Genomic DNA, 17,184 nt, shown 5'->3' with positions numbered 1-17,184 from the left:
GCATTTGCGGGATGGTCGCTTCGTGATAACCTACCAGCCCATTTTCACCCAAGCCCATAATTCCGACGTGAGAGGGTTGATTTGTCATTAATAGTTTTCTCATATTAAAATTCGAGCCATACTGAGTAATGTTCTTTCCTATGACTTCATTCAAGCGTAAAATTCTCAACCTTCGTCCCCTATGGTTTTGAGTATAGTCAGTGAGAATCGGCAAATCTGGAGGACTTATGTTGCTTGGCAATTCGTCAGTTGAAAAGAATCGCAACGACGATACTTCATTCTTATCTGCTATTAATTCCCCGCTATAACTTTTACAAATGAAAGTGGTTACAACGTTATATACTTCATCACCATGTGGATAGCGATAATAAAGTTCCTCCCCAGAATAGACGTTAAATAATGAAAGTTCGTTTGCAGTTAGATTTGTTTCCTCATAGAGCTCTCGTTTCGCCACATCTTCCAGTGATTCGCCAAGTTCCATAGACCCACCAGGCAGCCCCCAGCAATTATTGTCGATTCTCAGCTGAAGGAGTAGTTGATCTTCTTCATTTACAACTATTACATTTGCTCCTGCCATAATAATGGGCCGTGAACCAATCAATTTTCTCAATTCTTTTATATACCCCATAAGATACCCCTAATTTCTATCCTTGTTAAATGAAGGACTTAATTCGCTCCACACATCAAATTGATTTCCGTCTAAGTCCAAAATACGAAATTGACTCCTGCGTGTCCCCTTTTTTCAATCTCGCCGACACTCACATCAATTTTAATAAATTGTTCATGGATTCTTTTTTAGAGCCTCTTCCCCATCGACTTCAAATGTAAGAGAAAAACGCTCATTCCCATAGACATCCAAAAAGTTGGCAGTCTGTGATTCTTTCGCTTTTACAAGGAAGAAACTTTGATCTGTTAAATTTATAATCGCTTTGTCTTCGTCCCGATAACTTAATTCCGCATCCAACTTTTCTACATACCATTCAGCAGCCAGTTCAACATTGGATACTGGAATATATGTAATGCCTACCCTTAGTAATCTATTAGTACTCTTTTGTTTCACATCAACCAACTCAAATCGTTCACAAACAAGCAAAATATCCTCAGTGAATTTTAGACCAACTTTTCCTAATTCCCGTTTGAAGTAACGTTCATGGATTTCCTTCCAATTCCGGTACGATCCATCACCTTCCGCCAAAGCAAACTCCTCTGTCACTTCATTCATTGGAATTATTGATACATCCACTGTTTTGATGATCGCGACAGGCTCGTTTAGGCTATTCAGGATGATGCTGTACTCGTTAACTACTGGAATCGGTTCCTTCTCCAATTCATATAATACATGTGCTGAACAAGTCGCAGTCTTTCTTCCTTCAATCACCGCTTGCGCTAATTCATCAACCGCTTCGCCAAACATCCAAGCGCTGACATTTACGGGGCGATCATTCTTTCCCCAAAATTGATCCCAATAATCCTTCGCAGCTTGATTCATGATAATTCCCCCTATAATACCATTTCAATGATTTTCCGACACTTGTCCTCATCGGCATCAATCCCAAGTTCGTCACTCAAAATTTTATTTAACCTATAAAATTCGGGAACGATATTTTTCACTGTTCTCATGATGTCATGCTTATTTCTTCCACAATCCCAGCTTGCCAACTCGTCTAACTGTTTTTCATCTAAACGGCTTCGTTGTCCTTCAATTTTCGACCATACCCCATAGGAGCTATTTAAATGGCGACCTTTCTCCATATACCATCCATAAGCAATCAACCAGCGAATTCGGTCTAAATTTGATAAAGCATAATAATATTCTTCTCTCATAGCAGCTCGGTATGTTTCATGAATAAATGCCAAGACTTTACCACGCCAACGTTCAACTTCTTGTTTCGTTGGCGCATACACGATTCTTTCTGACTCCCCAATTCGCTTCGTAATGACTCCACTTTTATCGACATATACCTTCAGCCCTTGCAGCCATATGGAAGGTTCGATATCATCCGCAGTTTGATACCAAGAATCTACTTTCACAAAACAATCATAATGAGTTACGATTACGGGTGAGGAAGGCGAAGATTCCTCAAAAAATAATACATTTCCCCATTTCTCGGCCCGTGACCGTTTTTCTTCGATAAATTTCAATTTCATACTAGGCGCCACAATTACGTGCAAATCGATGTCCGAATAATTATCGTAATCGCCTCGCGCTAACGACCCACCTTCAAAAATCGCTTCCACATATGGATCGTCAGTCAAATCTCGTAATGCGTTATTCAATATCTTTTTACGTTGTTCCGGTAATTGTAAGTCTCTTTCCTTATGTTTAGATTCAAATCCCACACATAGAATGTCATCTCCTTTAAATTCCTACTTCCGCAACCCTCTTCACTCGCTCAACAAATTCAACAACCGGTTTATCATTTGCAAATAGTACGAATAACTTGATGAACCACTTAAGTGGTTTGTTTGTAGTTGTATAAGTGAAGCGTGTTTTCTCATCATTTATTCGGTAAAGTTTATATCCTGCAGTAATTTCAAACATCCCACCGAGTGTAAAACCGACTTTCATCTTTTTTTCATCTGGAGAATCGAAATAGTCGAGTGTTTCAACTTCATACTCCATGACACGCTTGCCTTCTCTATACTTCTGCAAATATATACTTCCTACCATTCCCTCGGTAATGGTGACAGTTTCGTTCGATACGACTTGAGGCATGATCTTTTGCATGTCCTCTAACGATCCATTTAAATACTTCCAAACATGTTCGATTGGCGCTTCAATCTCAATTTCCTTCGTCCACTTCTTCATTCCCAGATCCTCCAATCTTGACAACTAATTAACCGTACTTAAAAACTTGTAATGCTTTGAAAGGAATTCATCCAATATGGCCCTATGACTTTTCACGATATTTTCCGGAAGTTCATGTGGATAAAAATAGTTAAATGTAATGGATTCAGCCTGATCGACAACTATATCGCCAATTGCGTTTTCTGCGTAATAAGCGGTTGTCACCACATAAAATTCATCGCCATTTGCAGCTCGGATAAAATGTTCAGGACCCGAGTAAACATTGATTAATTTTAATTCATTGACTTGTAGACGGGTCTCTTCAAATAATTCACGCCTTGCCACGTCTTCCGTTGACTCCCCTAATTCCATCAATCCGCCAGGAATTCCCCAGACCCCCTCTGGAAATTTCCTTTGTTGTAGCAAGATCCTTCCCTTTTCATCAATTACAATTACTACAGATCCAACAAAAATTAGTGGTTGGTGTCCAACAAGTTTACGCAAATCTTCAATATAGCCCATTTCCAATCCCCCTGTTTTATGATCGCACCGGTGAAATCAGCTGCACGTAAGATGTCTCAATTTCCGGCGTAATGACCGCCGGTTTCATAACTCCATAAAAACTGATTGTCACCTGTTCTTCCTGTATCCCTTTTAAAGCATCAAGCAAAAATCGCCCGTCAAATGTCATGTTAACGTCGGTGTTTCCTTCCACCATACTAATTCTCTGTTGTTCTTCGATTGCTCCTATTCCCGCTGAGTTTGTTGTTATTTTCAAAATGGTGTTGTCGATAATCGTCAAATGTACATTATTATGTTTCCATTCTTCGGAGAAAACGCATGCTCGGTCAATCCCTGCAATCAATGTCTTCGTATTCATCGTAATTCTTGTCGCGAAATCCGTAGGAATCAATGACTGTGTATTAGGGTAGTTCCCTTCGATTAATACGGAATACAAAATCGTATTTTCTGTGGAAAACAAAATCATATTCTTCGCAATTGTAATATGTACTGTAGCAAGGCTTGATTCCTTCAGTTGTAGAAGTTCGATCAAACTTTTACTCGGAACAATGACTGAATGGGAGTCCTCAGTGTATGAGATTTGTATCTCTCTATGCGATAAGCGATGAGAGTCTGTTGCGGTACAAATAAGTTTATTGTTATCAAACTCCATCTTCACACCAGTTAGCGCCGGCTTTTCTTCACTTTTCGAGACAGCAAATATCGTTTGTTTGATCACTTCCTTTAACGAGGTTAGATTAACCTCAATTGAATGGAGAACTTTGATTTCTGGCAGAGTTGGATAATCGGCTGCACGTAAGCCATTCAATCTTGTTACAATATCACCTGATTTAATGAGTACTGACTGCATATCGTCAGATGAGATTTCAATGTCGTCCGGCAGTTTTTTCAAGAGGGTCACAAAATGCTTGGACAATACAACAACGCTTCCCTCTTCATGCACCTCAACGACTGTTTCCCCATTTATATGCAGGGGGAATTTCTTTTTGATGAATAACTCTGCATTCCCGCCGACTAACACAACACCGTCTTTGCGTGCTTCGATTTTTATACCGGATAGGATCGGAAGGAGACTTTTATTCGAACTAATTTTATGTAGTTCAGAAACGATTGCCGTAAATAATGAATTCTTTATAGTGAATTTCATACAAATGCTCCCTTTTCTGATTTTCCCTTCATAATACTTCCACTTTGCTCCATATCGATTTCCATTTTTTCTTGTGAACACGATCTTCATAAATCACCATGCCCTCTTTTGTTTCATTAAAGAAAGGAGTTGGCCTTATGTGACAGTTGATAACATCACTTATTCCATGCGGAGCAGTCAATAGTACCTTGCCTCGTTCATCCAATTTCACGCCCAACGCAGTAGCAGTTTCAGGAAATTTGGCTATTGCATCAACTGAGGACGAATAGGGGTAGATATTGTTCACGCTATGCATTCTTGCTTGATTTTTCACAGACCACGGAATATTAGGTTGAAGACGATTTAGTATTTGTTCATAACTTTTCTCTATCTTTTCATCCACATTTACTTCATCGAAATAAATCACATCAATATCCGGCAAAGGTGTTCTTTCATTAAATTCATGCAGCACATCCCAGATTTTCGATCGCACGAAACCCGCACAAACCCACCAATCCGGTAAATTCAAAGACTTTGCACTCCGTAAAATATCCATCATCCACTCGTCTTCAGAAACCAAACGGATTACATCCTCCTCGTTATAAATCAACATACGACTACCTTTTTGTCGATTTTCAAATGAATCAATTCATGCTTTACTCCAAATCCAGCAGCTTGATACAGTCTTATTGCATTTTCATTTTCGTTATCAACACATAAAGAAATTTCTTCAATTTCCTCATAAGCAAACAATTGGTTCACTGCAAATGAGAGCAACTTTTTGCCAATCCCTCGTTTACGAAACTGATCAGAAACTGCGATGTATTCAATAGAGCCTTCCCCATGTAGAGGATCAGCTTCAATATAGACATAACCGGTCAATTGGTCACCACAAGTCGCAATAAATAATTGATTTTGTTCACTTAAACGTTCAAATATCGTTTGTGCGCTGTAATATGTAGAAGGAAATGCCTGGCCATGCAATTCTTCAAAGCCTTCTTCATAAGCAGAATCGTATTCTATTACTCCTTCATCAACGACTCGTCCCCATTCATTCTTCTTGGCTACTAAAACTGTATGTTGCCCCGTCGATTCCCCTCCATGTGAAATGGAGAATTCTTTTGCATATGCGTTTTCACGGTTCAGGAAAAAATTATATCGATCCACTTGCGAGGCGGATAGCGCAGTCACTTTCTCCCACAGTTCATTGACAAGAGCAGTATGTATATATGCCTCACTCAAAAAGGGCCCCCATACTTCCGCACTCCTGTCTTCCAAATCGATATCCAGTCCGATTGCACCTACAATTTCCTCTTTCTCATAAGCGACCATAAAAGAATTTTCTAAATCCAAGTCTGAGAAATCGCTTGTAAGCGTATCGTATATTTCCTCTTTTGATTCCCCGCAATAGCCGACATGTTGGCTCGTCTGTGTATTCATATTCGCAAGGTATATAGCCAAATCTTTACTATTTCTTGGTGATTCTATTTCTATATTCATCCTTTACTCCCTCATTTCACATAAGCATATAATGTTTCCGCAACGACATACGACAACTCTTTACAAATATGTAATGAATATGGACATGTGGAATCCACTTCTTTTTCGATGAATGAAATGCTATGCTTCACTGCATCCTCAATTTGTCTTTGAATCAATTTATCTAAGTCAGTTAGTCTTGTTAGATCAGCTACTCCAACCCACCCCAACTCCCAACTATTCTCATCGTACTCATACATAAGACTGAAGGCAATAATATCCAAACCGTCTACCATGACATAGCTATAGTCTTCCATTAATCCATCCATTGCAGCCTGTCTCCAACTATCACTCGACAAATTTGCAACAGGGTTGTCCGTATGAGTTTCTGTATACGTCTTTTTACAAAGTTGAATAAAACTATCCATTGCTGCTTCATTCGAACGAATCTCCCTAATAGATAAAATTCGTTCATCATGCCCCATTTCACTTTTTGGCAGAGTCGGCTCGATATGTATAATCTCCGTTTTTCTAATCATCCAGAACTGATCGCGTGTGAGAACTTCTATTAATCCATAAAATCTATTGTCTAACAGGAAAAATAATGGTTGATCATATTTATTTTTCAACATAGTAATCATAGATTGTAGAGCTCTCGCATCGACCCCATACAGATTATAAGCAAGTTGGACATATATACAATTTGGATGCCAAGTAGATTTATGGGTGGAAGCCACAATATGTATTTCCTTGTCAATTTCTAATACAAAAATGTCTTTATGCAATTTGGCGGAAATGTTAGTGTTCATTCGCGACTTCAAATCACTATTCTCTAAAAATACCTTGTCTATGAAAATAGTTAATTCGTTCAATTCACCTAAATTGTTTTTATCCAGCATCCTTATTTCCAATCCAATACTCCTTCCCATCATCACTGCGTTTCATAAAACCATAGTCGATAAAAAAACGTCGAATGGTTGCAAAATCGAGATATATTTCTTTCAGAATTACGTTTATCTCTTTTTCCAAATACACTTTTCCAACTTCAAAACGTTTTATTATTTCTTGGGCAATGATATACTTCCTTTTCTCTTTGCTCGGAAACGTATCAAGCGGCCCGTCTAATCCTTTTCTGAAATAGTTTTTAACCACTTTCTCTCGTTCTGTTTCAGTAACTTGGAACCTTTCTTCCATTTCTATCATTCCTTTATATTTATGTGCTTTGATAACTCTACGAAATGCACATTGGCTAATTCAAGAAGGTAAAATCGTTTATCATCAATCAATCTTTTCAACTTCCTATATTCCAACCATGCCTGGACATATTCATGTTTCGATATGATTTGCTGATTGAACGCATCTTCCAATTCATCCGCATCTTTCTCATTCACATCTCCAGTAGGCAGAACAATCAGATCCAAAAACCAATCATCCATCCACGGACCATTCGTATCACAATATCCATTTTGCTTACAAATATCGATGTACCATTGGACAACTTGATTTTCATCATTAAATACGGTTGTCACTGAATAATATTCACCTTCAGGAAAATGCTGAAGCCAGCTGTATCCCTTGTCAGCTATACAAGTATTTTTCTCACCATACTTTTTGAATAAAGGCTCTTTCACTTCATCCATACGGAAAAGGGTCACATGTCCCCTGAATCGCGGAGTATCATAATACTTTTCAACATAACTCTTTTTCAAAATCCGTTTCCAGTCATATCTGCTGCCATACTTTCTCTTCAACATTTACCCCCACCCCTAACTCGGTCTTTCGCTATATGGATGAAGTTGACCGATTATCCTTTCGTCTTTCTTATTAACAATATGCTCAACAACCCCGCCTGCGATTTCATCATGTGTCAGCCATCTTGAAGTTCCTTCCTCTTTCACAAAGCCAAGGAACACTTTTTCATATTCACAATTGACAGGGACTCGAATTTCTTCATCTTCAAAATACCTTCGGCTTCCTTTCATATGAATAAGTCGAAATGATGTTGCTTGCTCATTTATTTCACAAATCTGTTCAAGCGCACGATAATTCGGTGTCCAGCTGACGATCAACTTAAATGGACCCCTTTCCGCAATCGCTTTTTCCACTTTTGAAAAAAGCGTATTTGAATCATAGTCAACTTGGATTGGGAAAATAGTGCCCGATGGACTCTCTGCTTTCAAACGTTCAAACTTTGCAGCTGTCCGACCAATGACCGAAACCAAAAACCCTTCCTTTGCCAAGAACAACGATACACCTGCAAGCATACCCGTTCCACCGATGATGAGCGCGTGGTTATTTCTCACCTAAACTCACCTCCTGAGTTAAGAACTTCACATATTACCTACCCAAAAAAAATCTTTGATCCGCATTCTTAGGATTTCGATAGATAGTTTTTTGCCAAATGGTAAGCAGTCACCGTGAAAAGCTGGGTGATTTCTTTATTTCGAATCATTGCTTCTATACTCTCAAAAGGATAATGCTTAACATCTAACACTTCGGTTTCATCCAAGTTTTGTTCATGCATATGTACGGCATCAGTCATTAAATAGCTGATTACCTTATTCGTTTGTGTTGCAGGGTTAACCATGAACTCACCTAACAGGATCAGCTTTTGCTCCGAAATATACCCAGTCTCTTCACAAACCTCACGGCGGATTGCCTCCTCATACGATTCGCCTTCTTCTATTTTCCCAGCGGGTACTTCAAGATAAAAACCGTTCCCGGGATGGCGATATTGCTTTACGAGAACAATCTTCTTATCTTTCGTCAACACAACTGCATTTACCCAATCTGCATACTCGTTCACATAGTAATCTTCAATCACTGTCCCGTCAGACATTTCACAAGTATCTTTACGTAAATTCCCGAACGGCGACTTATACGTGTATTCACTGTTCAATACTTTCCATTTTTCCAACTTCACTACCTCCGTTTTCAATCCAATCTTTCAACACCCGGTTAAACAACTGCGGATTGGCTACTGGAAATCCATGTCCGATATCCGGCACAATGAATGACTCACAACACTTATTGCCATTGATGATTTTCTGAACACTCTTCTTCACTAATCCCTTCTCTTTTTCACCGGCAGTAACTAAAATACGTGCAGAGCTTTTCGGGAAATCTTTAGGAAGTTTGAAAGCCATATTCTCTTTCAAAACGGCTATAAGCGTTGAAGGATTCATCTTCAAGCTTTCTTCATAATACTTCGTGAAAAAATGCCCATCCATATACAATTGTTTCGCCTGTGCCTTGGCGAACGTCTTGTTTTTAATGAGTGGGAACGTCATTTTAATTGTCGGTGCAATGAAGGGGATCATGTATCCCATAGGAATGACAACAGCACTGTTTATCATGGCGGTTTTAATAAGAGTTGGCGCGAGGGTCAAGATTTCCAAACAGATTTGCGAGCCAATAGAGAAACCTATAATATGTACGTCCTTCTCAACTTTCTTCTGTAATATCAACTCGATTATTTCAAGTGCATTTCCACGTATGGAAAAAGCCGTTTCATCACTTCTGCTTCCATGTCCTTGTAGTGTAGGGATCAACACGTGGTAGTTTTTAAAATAGTCCGCCTGCTGACCCCACATCCACCCTCCTACACCGCCCCCATGTAGAAAAACGAGGAGCGGTGCTTCTTTATTTCCAAACTCTCTAACATGCATAACTAAAACTCACTCCTTGCTATCAAACCGTAAAATATGGGTCGTTTCAGAGGCAGAGTCATCGAACTCAAAGCCGCATGCACGATAAAATGCATCTGCTTTCGCGGAATCAGTTCGTACGGTGATTTCTTTGAAATGGTTTTTCGCATGATCCACAATTGTCTGTTGCAGCAAAGTCCCCACACCTTGGCGACGAACTTCATCCAATACGTAGAATCTTCTAAGGCGAGCAACTTCCGCATCTTGCGCAAATGGTGATTGGTTAATGCCACCGATTGCAACAACCTTTCCCTCATTATTAACTACACAAAAAAGGGCTTCGTCGGGCTTGGAAAATGTATTTGTTCCATCTTGAAATTCAGAGACCAATCTAGTGACAAAACGATAACCTTCCTTCTCGCTTTCCTGAACCAATTGCCCAATATCCAACACATTTAGATCATTAACCCTTTCAACGAAATACTCCATCTGCTCTCCCCCTCATTTTTGAATATACTATTTAATTAACTTCCACAAGTGCAACAATAAAACCTGCTTATTTTTAGATTATGTCTATTTAAAAAGTGAGCGACCGCTCTTTAAAGCAAAAGTAATAAAATATGGGGACACTTTGAGGATTTGCGGGAAGATTTTAAGGAAATGCGGGCACACTTTCAAAGTTTGCGGGGAAACCCGGGAGATGCGGGGATACTTTGCCTATTTGCGGGGGCATTTCATGCAATTGCAGGCACACATGCAACAGGCGAATCCGCAAACGCCTTCACAAAGAACGGCGTTTGTGGATTCAAGTTTTTCATTCAATCTATCTCTCAGTTTTAGTATTCATACTGCACTCTCATTGTTGAACGAATAGTAATTTGCCCTCCTTCAATCGGAGTACCTCCTGCAGCCATGTTAACTGATTTGAAAGCGACGGGAGGCTCTCTACCACCCGCTAACTCAGTTACTTTTATTGGCTCTGGATTGATTTGCAGATGTAATGTGTTCGCAATTGTGCGTGCCTTAACTTGTGCATCCTGCAAAGCTTTAACGATTGCCTCCTGCTTATGCTGTTCGACATTTCGAACAGAAAACTGTACATTCGACACTCGATTCGCCCCATTTGCCACCGCAGTATCAATAACAGTTCCTACCTGCTGAATGTCTGAAAGCGTTACGGCAATTGCATTCGTTACTTCATATCCCCTAAAAACCTGTTCGCCATCGACAAAATCATATCTTGGAAAAATGGAGTAAGACACTGTTTGGATATTTTCTCTTGGAATCCCTAACTGATATAAGGATTGAATCACTTGATTCATTAGTGTCGCATTTTCTTGCTGTGCATCTTGCAGTTCTTTACTTTGTGTATTGATCTCCAATTGTATCGTTGCAACGTCTGGCTCGGCCGCCACTTCACCATTTCCCACTACCGTTATCAAACGGTAAGAATGCTTCACTTGTTGACGGATATATGGATAATACAAAGGGAACCCCCTCTCCCTGATTTTTTGTTTCACTTCAATGTATGCCCGGCGTTTGAAGAAAATTAAAGATGCCCTCGACATTCTCAGTCGAGGGCATCCGCAAATACATACTATAAAATTTTACTAAAGAACGCTTTCGTTCTTTCATTTTTAGGATTTGAGAAAATTTCCTCAGGGGTTCCTTCTTCTACCAATAATCCTTGATCCAAAAATAAAACTCGATCTCCCATTTCTCTTGCAAAACCCATTTCATGTGTGACGACAACCATCGTCATCCCTTCTAAAGCCAGTTGTTTCATAACATCCAATACTTCCTTCACCATTTCGGGATCCAATGCCGATGTCGGTTCATCGAATAACATCACTTTCGGTTTCATCGCAAGCGCCCTGGCGATAGCCACCCGCTGCATTTGCCCCCCAGATAATTGTTCTGGGTATGCATACGCTTTATCGGCCAAACCGACCTTCTCAAGTAATTGGAGTGCCAATTCTTCGGCTTTCCCTTGACTCATTTTCCTGATTTTCTTTGGAGAAATTGTTATATTGTCAATGACACGCATATGTGGAAACAGGTTGAATTGTTGAAAGACCATACCGACCTCACGGCGTATTTCGTTTATATCCGTTTTGGGATCATTGATTTTCACACCGTCTATGAAGACTTCACCATCTGTAATTTCTTCAAGAAGGTTGATACATCTCAAAAAAGTACTTTTTCCCGATCCACTTGGACCGATGACACAAATGACCTCCTTCTCCTTAATGTCATAATCAATCCCTTTCAACACATCCAATTGCCCAAACGATTTATGCAAGTTCCTAACTTTGATCATCGTAACCCCCCTCCATCGAAGAACGTCTCATTTTAAAAATCGACCTTCTTGAGGACGGTACGTAACTATTACTAAACCGTTTTTCAATATAATTAATGAGTTTCCCGCATGCGAATGTCAATAGTAGATAAAGGACAGCAACTGTTAAATAGGGCTCCCAAAATCTTTGATAGACCCCTGCCACAATCTTGCCTGCATAAAGAATGTCACTTGCCGCGATGACCATAAGGAGTGAAGAATCCTTTAGTAATGCTATCAATTCATTGCCAAGCGGCGGAATCATTCTTCTGAATGCTTGTGGCAGAATTACCAATTTCATAGCAGTGTTATGGGGCATTCCAAGCGAACGGGCAGCTTCCATCTGTCCCCTATCGATGGATTGAATCCCAGCTCGAATAATTTCGGCATTATAAGCAGCACTGTTAAGCGAAAGTGCTAATACTCCTGTAACAAAATAACCTAAAGAATGCCCGAAGAGACTTGGAATCAAAGCTGTGTGGATTAACAGGATTTGCACCAATAATGGAGTTCCTCGAAAAAAATCAACATAGTATTTCGCCGGATAGTAAATCCATTTTCTTTTCGACAACTTGCCCAACCGACGATTAAACCTAAGATAAACCCTCCTACATAACCTGCAGCTGTCAATCCAAGAGTTACCCAAATTCCACGAATGAAAAGCTCACGATAACTCCAAATATTTTCCATCATTTCAAATCTTATACCTAAAAACTCCATGTTAATCACCTCCAGGATGGGAATGGCTGTTGCTTATAAGTCAACAATTACTCCACATCAAAGCCAGTGATCTCTTTTAGTTTTCCGTTTGCCTTGATCTTTTCGATTCCTTCATTTAATAGATCAAGTATCTCCTGGTTTCCTTTTTTGACCATTAACCCGTAATATTCCTTTTCAAAACTATCATCTTCAATCGTCTTTAATTTCACATTCGGATTATTTGCCTTGTAATCAATGATGACCGCATTGTCGCCTACTGAAGCATCTGCATTTCCATTGATCATCTCAGTGATTGCAAGTGGCATCGTTTCGGTTGCCACGATTTTTGAACTTGTTTTTCCTAACAGATCAGCAACAACGAGATGCCCTGTTGTATTAATTTGCACTGAAACTCTTTTATCAGCTAAATCACTGAATGATTCAACATCTGAATCTTCCGGGACTAAGATTAATTGATTCGCAATGAAATATGGATCAGAAAAGTCAAATGACTGTTTCCGTTCATCTGTAATTGTAATAGAAGATACTGCAAAATCGACCTCTCCGTTATCTACCGCTGGGAATAATGGCTCCAACCATAGTTCTTATATTCGACTTCAAACCCAGCCGCTTCGGCAATCGCATTCACAATTTCAATATCAATTCCGATAATATTCCCTTTTCATCCATAAACTCCATTGGTGCATATGTCGCGTCCGTACCAACGATCAACTTCTTTTTCCCACCAGAATTCGTTGCATCAGAACCACCACTTGAGTTCGTTGAACCTGCACCACAACCAATTAAAAGAATAGATAGACAAGCCATTGCAACCCCTAATAGTAAACGCTTAAATGATTTACTCCCCAATCTTACTCCCCCTATATCCCTTTTAATTTACTGAATAGATTGATACTTTAATTGATTATATATGAAAAAGGGTCTATTCACAACAAAATATTTTAAATAAACTACCAATATAGAATAGTCCGTTATCACTGTATATAAAAACTGCTCCTTCGTCAAAATTCGACTTAAAGAGCAGTTTAGTAATATATACTATTTTCCATTCATGTAAAAGCAGGCATCGTAACAGCTACCATCAATAAGAATAATATCGCTATATAATTTACCGAATAAAGGAACATGACATATGCCCATTTATTATCATCTTTCGTGAAAAACCCGCGGATTGATATCGCTAAGAACCCAATATTCAATATTGTTGCAAGAACGATAAATACCATTCCAAGTGAACTTAAATAGAAAGGAAGTGGCAACAAACATGCGATATATACGAACATTTGTCGCTTTGTCATTTTGAAACCGCAAACAACAGGCAACATGGCAACATTCGCAGCTTTATATTCATCGTACTTTCTCATTGCAATTGCGAACGTATGCGGCATCTGCCAAATGAACAATATGATGAAGAGTATCACTGGAACAATATGATACGCGGGTGCAAGAGCTGCCCAGCCGATTAGCGGAGTTACAGCTCCGGAAATACTTCCAATGACGGTATTTAATGTGTATTTACGCTTCGTCCACATTGTATACATGATTACATACGTGAACCAGCCAATAAAGGCGTAAATTGCTGCTTCCATAGTGGTAAACATAAGCATGATCATACCAATCGCAGACATGGAAATCCCGATTCCAAGGACGGTCTTTAACGATATATTCCAGTAACGGTCGGACGTTTTTGTGTTCTTTTCATCACAGTATCAATATCTACATCATACCAGTTATTTAAGACAAGAGCCCCACCCATTAAAATTGTGCTACCAATAATGGAGAGCCAAAACAACCTGCTGTTCGCAAGTAAAGTTCCCCGGTAAAATGAAGGGCAAGCCAAAAACCGACGAATACGGGTAGTGCATTAGCAATTAACACGGGACCTTTGAATAGCGACTTTACATCCCTAATAATTGAGCCCGCCTTATCTTTATCCATTGTAGTATTTTCATTGTATGGAATTTCAATTTCTTTCGTCATCTATTTATCCTCCTTAGAGGTATTTCGAGATTATACCGTCCTAATCATAACATTTCATTCCTAATAATATAAACGTTTTCGGACTTTTTTTCAGGGAATCCCCTTACTTTATCAACAGTTCGTCACAAATTATTCAAATGTGGGCCTTTGTATATCACTGTGATTTGCCGGTTATGTTAAAGGTAGTGCATTGGAAAGGATGAATAGTTAAATGAAAAAAATAGTTTTCTTTATTTTCTTAGTACAATTATTGCTTATCGCATCTGCTTGTAGCGACCAAAATATTATACCGAAAGAGAAAGCAAGCGAAGTGGTCGAAACATACGGCATCAAAGCATTCACTGTCAAGATTGAGACGAAAGAACAAAAAGAAGCCCTTAAAGCAAGCTTTATAGAAAAAAAGGACCGTTCTGAAGCGGAATATTTAAATAAGAAGGATGATGTTACCCTTCACGGCAAAAAGGCACTAAAGAAAATAATGGAGGCATTTGAAAAACTTGACCCTAATCCCGAAGCCGATGAAACCGAATTAATCACGAAAACGGCTGAGGCATTCGGTTTCAAGGATTATAAAATGATCCGGTTGGAGGTCACATTTAAAGGACACGATAGCAAGGAAATTATGTTTTCTAAATAGAGGTGAGGCATCGGAGGCCAAAACGGCATTCGATGTCTTATTTACTTTATTAAACATTTATGAAAAAGGGTAAAGGGATAGACAAGTAGTTTGAGGAGGCGGTTTACTTGGAATGGAAAGGCAGAAGGGGTAGTACGAGCGCTTGTACAAGTAATTAAGCAGGTGAAGGATTCTTGTTCAGTTGAACATTTCCCTTCACCTGCTCGTTTGCTTTTAAACTACACTCGATACAATTTTCGACTGTTTGTCGAGTTCAGATGCCGATGAAGCAATTTTCAGGAAATCTTCCATCGCCACTTCAATTCTTTGCTGACAACGGTCCACATTTTCCTCAGCCAGCGTCGTCCCTTTGGAGATGTTTTGGATTTCCGCTGTAATTGCTTCTACTCCTTCCCGTACTTCAACAATCGATTTTTCCACCCTTGCTGACAATTTTCTTACTTCTTTTGCAACGACATCGAATCCTCGTCCATGCTCGCCTGCCCTTGCCGCTTCAATTGCAGCATTTAAAGCCAGCAAATTCGTTTGCGCCGCAATTTCCCTAATCGTCTTTACGATATATTGAATACTCTCAACATGGGTTTCTAAATTACCCAAGGTATTTGTATTGGTACGGGATATATCAGCAATGTCTTCGATAAGGGCTAACAATTCCTTACTTCGTACTATTCCAATATCCGCTCGTTCGGTCAATCCTTCTGCCATCTGACTCAGCTCTTCAACAACCGATGTGATGGATGCTTGCCGAGAAGTAATATTCGAAGCGACTTTTGAAATGCCGATCACCCTACTTCCATTCGAACTGAAAACAGGCATATACGTTGCTTCGAGCCACACTTTATTACCTCTCTTATCCTTTCGCACAACCTTCTCTTGTTTGCTTATTCCACGCTTCAATTCATTCCAAAACAGTTCATATTCCCTACTATTTGCATAATCATCGAAACATAAATCCTTATGAGCGATTCCAATCATCTCTTCTTTCGTATATCCCATTGCATTCGCAAAGATATCATTCACAAAAGCGATTCTATGATCTAAGTCAAATCGAATAATTGCGAGATTTTTTTCAAGAGATTTAACTACATGATCATCTGTAACCTGTTCAATAATCTGTCCATGTCGTTCCCCCATTTGCTTTTATGTTCCTATTGCGATTTCACTTTCCAAGTTAGCGAGTGTTGCTATAATACTCGATCCAGTAATATGACTTGTCTTCGGATTATCTGGTGATGGGTTATTTTTAATCGTCAAGACAAACTCCCCAAAGGCACCAATTACCTCAATCTGATGAGTATTTTGGGTAACAGCTGGATCTGCTATTATTTGGACAGCTGTCTTGTCCACCCCTAATCCCGCCAAAGACAAGACAATTGCAACGTTTGCATTCTTAGGGAATTGTTTTATCGCTTCACGGGCTGAGCCTTCGAATAAGATTTGCTCCCCTGAAATAATTTCATCAGATAGTGAATTTGCAGGCTTTCTTGTTGTCAACATTACAGACTCCAACCCACCAGCCAATTTTGCCGCCTTCAATGCATCCAATCCGCCAATTGCACCCGATGGTAGATAAACGCGATTTCCGTATTTCCGTGCGTCCTCTTTTAAAATTTCGGCAAAAGGAGTATCGGCAAATGCTCCAATGCTAATCAACAGTAGGTTTTTCTTTTTAATGACTTCTGTAGCGTACAACTTGGCAGTTTCAATATTAGCGCATTCAACTACGATATCGATGCCTGACTTTAAGAATGAATGAATGTCTTGAAACGAGTCACAATCGTATTTTTCTGCAAGTATGGAAAGTTCGTCTTTCGCTTTTTCTCGTTCATCTAATATAGAGACAATCTTGTAGTCTTTAAGGATTTTTTCGTGATTTATTTTTCGTAAGAGAAACAAGCCTAAATTGCCTTTTCCGATTAGACCAATCCTGATTGGAATCAATCCTTT

At 39.4% G+C, this 17,184-nt stretch carries 19 protein-coding genes and 6 pseudogenes; 1 reads left to right on the top strand and 24 read right to left on the bottom strand.

The window, feature by feature from the left end; all coding sequences use genetic code 11:
* Window positions 1-193: 193 nt before the first annotated feature.
* The 22 genes and pseudogenes from QNH10_RS10625 to QNH10_RS10520 all read right to left on the bottom strand — a co-directional run.
* Window positions 194-628: pseudogene (locus QNH10_RS10625) on the bottom strand (NUDIX hydrolase); the annotation flags it as partial.
* A 9-nt stretch (window positions 629-637) separates the two neighbouring features.
* Window positions 638-1,060 (bottom strand): annotated as a pseudogene (locus QNH10_RS10620) (VOC family protein).
* Window positions 1,049-1,489 (bottom strand): annotated as a pseudogene (locus tag QNH10_RS10615) (ASCH domain-containing protein); the annotation flags it as partial. The pseudogenes QNH10_RS10615 and QNH10_RS10620, both read right to left, overlap by 12 nt.
* 11 nt (window positions 1,490-1,500) lie before the next feature.
* On the bottom strand, window positions 1,501-2,340 hold the full coding sequence (locus QNH10_RS10610) for a nucleotidyltransferase domain-containing protein (protein WP_283731544.1): 840 nt from the start codon (window positions 2,338-2,340) through the stop codon (window positions 1,501-1,503).
* 19 nt (window positions 2,341-2,359) lie between these two features.
* Window positions 2,360-2,809: an SRPBCC family protein gene (locus QNH10_RS10605; RefSeq protein ID WP_283731543.1), complete on the bottom strand. Its 450-nt coding sequence runs from the start codon at window positions 2,807-2,809 to the stop codon at window positions 2,360-2,362.
* Window positions 2,810-2,833: 24 nt separating this feature from the next.
* Complete coding sequence (locus tag QNH10_RS10600) at window positions 2,834-3,310, bottom strand: NUDIX hydrolase (RefSeq protein WP_283731542.1); 477 nt, start codon at window positions 3,308-3,310, stop codon at window positions 2,834-2,836.
* Between the two features lie 16 nt (window positions 3,311-3,326).
* Entirely contained in the window at window positions 3,327-4,457 is a 1,131-nt protein-coding gene (gene dnaN, locus QNH10_RS10595) for a DNA polymerase III subunit beta (protein ID WP_283731541.1), read from the bottom strand.
* 28 nt (window positions 4,458-4,485) lie between these two features.
* Complete coding sequence (locus QNH10_RS10590; protein WP_283731540.1) at window positions 4,486-5,049, bottom strand: nucleotidyltransferase family protein; 564 nt, start codon at window positions 5,047-5,049, stop codon at window positions 4,486-4,488.
* Window positions 5,043-5,936, bottom strand: a complete 894-nt coding sequence (locus QNH10_RS10585) for a GNAT family N-acetyltransferase (protein ID WP_283731539.1) — start codon at window positions 5,934-5,936, stop codon at window positions 5,043-5,045. Before QNH10_RS10585 ends, QNH10_RS10590 begins: the two co-directional genes overlap by 7 nt.
* Window positions 5,937-5,947: 11 nt before the next feature.
* On the bottom strand, window positions 5,948-6,826 hold the full coding sequence (locus QNH10_RS10580) for a hypothetical protein (protein ID WP_283731538.1): 879 nt from the start codon (window positions 6,824-6,826) through the stop codon (window positions 5,948-5,950).
* Window positions 6,804-7,109, bottom strand: a complete 306-nt coding sequence (locus tag QNH10_RS10575; RefSeq protein WP_283731537.1) for a DUF2087 domain-containing protein — start codon at window positions 7,107-7,109, stop codon at window positions 6,804-6,806. Before QNH10_RS10575 ends, QNH10_RS10580 begins: the two co-directional genes overlap by 23 nt.
* A 5-nt stretch (window positions 7,110-7,114) precedes the next feature.
* Complete coding sequence (locus QNH10_RS10570) at window positions 7,115-7,669, bottom strand: ribonuclease FAU-1 family protein (RefSeq protein WP_283731536.1); 555 nt, start codon at window positions 7,667-7,669, stop codon at window positions 7,115-7,117.
* A 12-nt stretch (window positions 7,670-7,681) separates the two neighbouring features.
* Window positions 7,682-8,218 carry a Rossmann-fold NAD(P)-binding domain-containing protein gene (locus tag QNH10_RS10565; protein WP_283731535.1) on the bottom strand — a complete coding sequence of 179 codons (537 nt, stop codon included), beginning with the start codon at window positions 8,216-8,218 and terminating at the stop codon, window positions 7,682-7,684.
* A 68-nt stretch (window positions 8,219-8,286) separates the two neighbouring features.
* Window positions 8,287-8,838, bottom strand: a complete 552-nt coding sequence (locus QNH10_RS10560) for an NUDIX hydrolase (RefSeq protein ID WP_381427117.1) — start codon at window positions 8,836-8,838, stop codon at window positions 8,287-8,289.
* On the bottom strand, window positions 8,804-9,583 hold the full coding sequence (locus QNH10_RS10555) for an alpha/beta fold hydrolase (protein WP_283731533.1): 780 nt from the start codon (window positions 9,581-9,583) through the stop codon (window positions 8,804-8,806). Before QNH10_RS10555 ends, QNH10_RS10560 begins: the two co-directional genes overlap by 35 nt.
* Before the next feature lie 9 nt (window positions 9,584-9,592).
* Window positions 9,593-10,051 (bottom strand): GNAT family N-acetyltransferase, encoded by a 459-nt coding sequence (locus tag QNH10_RS10550; protein ID WP_283731532.1) that lies wholly within the window; start codon window positions 10,049-10,051, stop codon window positions 9,593-9,595.
* Window positions 10,052-10,398: 347 nt separating this feature from the next.
* A complete protein-coding gene (locus QNH10_RS10545) occupies window positions 10,399-11,049 on the bottom strand; it encodes an SIMPL domain-containing protein (protein WP_283731531.1) in 651 nt (216 codons plus the stop codon).
* Between the two features lie 110 nt (window positions 11,050-11,159).
* Window positions 11,160-11,882: an amino acid ABC transporter ATP-binding protein gene (locus QNH10_RS10540; protein WP_283731530.1), complete on the bottom strand. Its 723-nt coding sequence runs from the start codon at window positions 11,880-11,882 to the stop codon at window positions 11,160-11,162.
* Window positions 11,869-12,620 (bottom strand): annotated as a pseudogene (locus QNH10_RS10535) (amino acid ABC transporter permease). The gene QNH10_RS10540 and the pseudogene QNH10_RS10535 overlap by 14 nt, the downstream one beginning before the upstream one ends.
* 47 nt (window positions 12,621-12,667) lie before the next feature.
* Window positions 12,668-13,427: pseudogene (locus tag QNH10_RS10530) on the bottom strand (basic amino acid ABC transporter substrate-binding protein).
* Between the two features lie 242 nt (window positions 13,428-13,669).
* A pseudogene (cyoE, locus tag QNH10_RS10525) lies at window positions 13,670-14,412 on the bottom strand (heme o synthase).
* Entirely contained in the window at window positions 14,376-14,600 is a 225-nt protein-coding gene (locus QNH10_RS10520; protein ID WP_283731529.1) for a hypothetical protein, read from the bottom strand. The pseudogene cyoE and the gene QNH10_RS10520 overlap by 37 nt, the downstream one beginning before the upstream one ends.
* 211 nt (window positions 14,601-14,811) lie before the next feature.
* On the opposite strand from QNH10_RS10520, the gene QNH10_RS10515 reads away from it, so the two are divergent.
* Window positions 14,812-15,237, top strand: a complete 426-nt coding sequence (locus tag QNH10_RS10515; protein WP_283731528.1) for a YusW family protein — start codon at window positions 14,812-14,814, stop codon at window positions 15,235-15,237.
* A 213-nt stretch (window positions 15,238-15,450) separates the two neighbouring features.
* On the opposite strand, the gene QNH10_RS10510 is transcribed toward QNH10_RS10515, so the two are convergent.
* The gene (locus QNH10_RS10510; RefSeq protein ID WP_283731527.1) at window positions 15,451-16,371 is read right to left on the bottom strand and encodes a methyl-accepting chemotaxis protein; all 921 of its coding nucleotides are present in this window, start codon (window positions 16,369-16,371) and stop codon (window positions 15,451-15,453) included.
* A gap of 6 nt (window positions 16,372-16,377) precedes the next feature.
* On the bottom strand, window positions 16,378-17,178 hold the full coding sequence (gene nadX / locus QNH10_RS10505; protein WP_283731526.1) for an aspartate dehydrogenase: 801 nt from the start codon (window positions 17,176-17,178) through the stop codon (window positions 16,378-16,380).
* Window positions 17,179-17,184 lie beyond the last annotated feature (6 nt).

It is taken from the genome of Sporosarcina thermotolerans, assembly GCF_030067815.1.
GTDB classification, from domain to species: Bacteria; Bacillota; Bacilli; order Bacillales_A; family Planococcaceae; genus Sporosarcina; species Sporosarcina thermotolerans.
The sequence above is the reverse complement of the archived record's forward strand: the minus strand, read 5'-3'. Positions and strand labels throughout refer to the sequence as shown.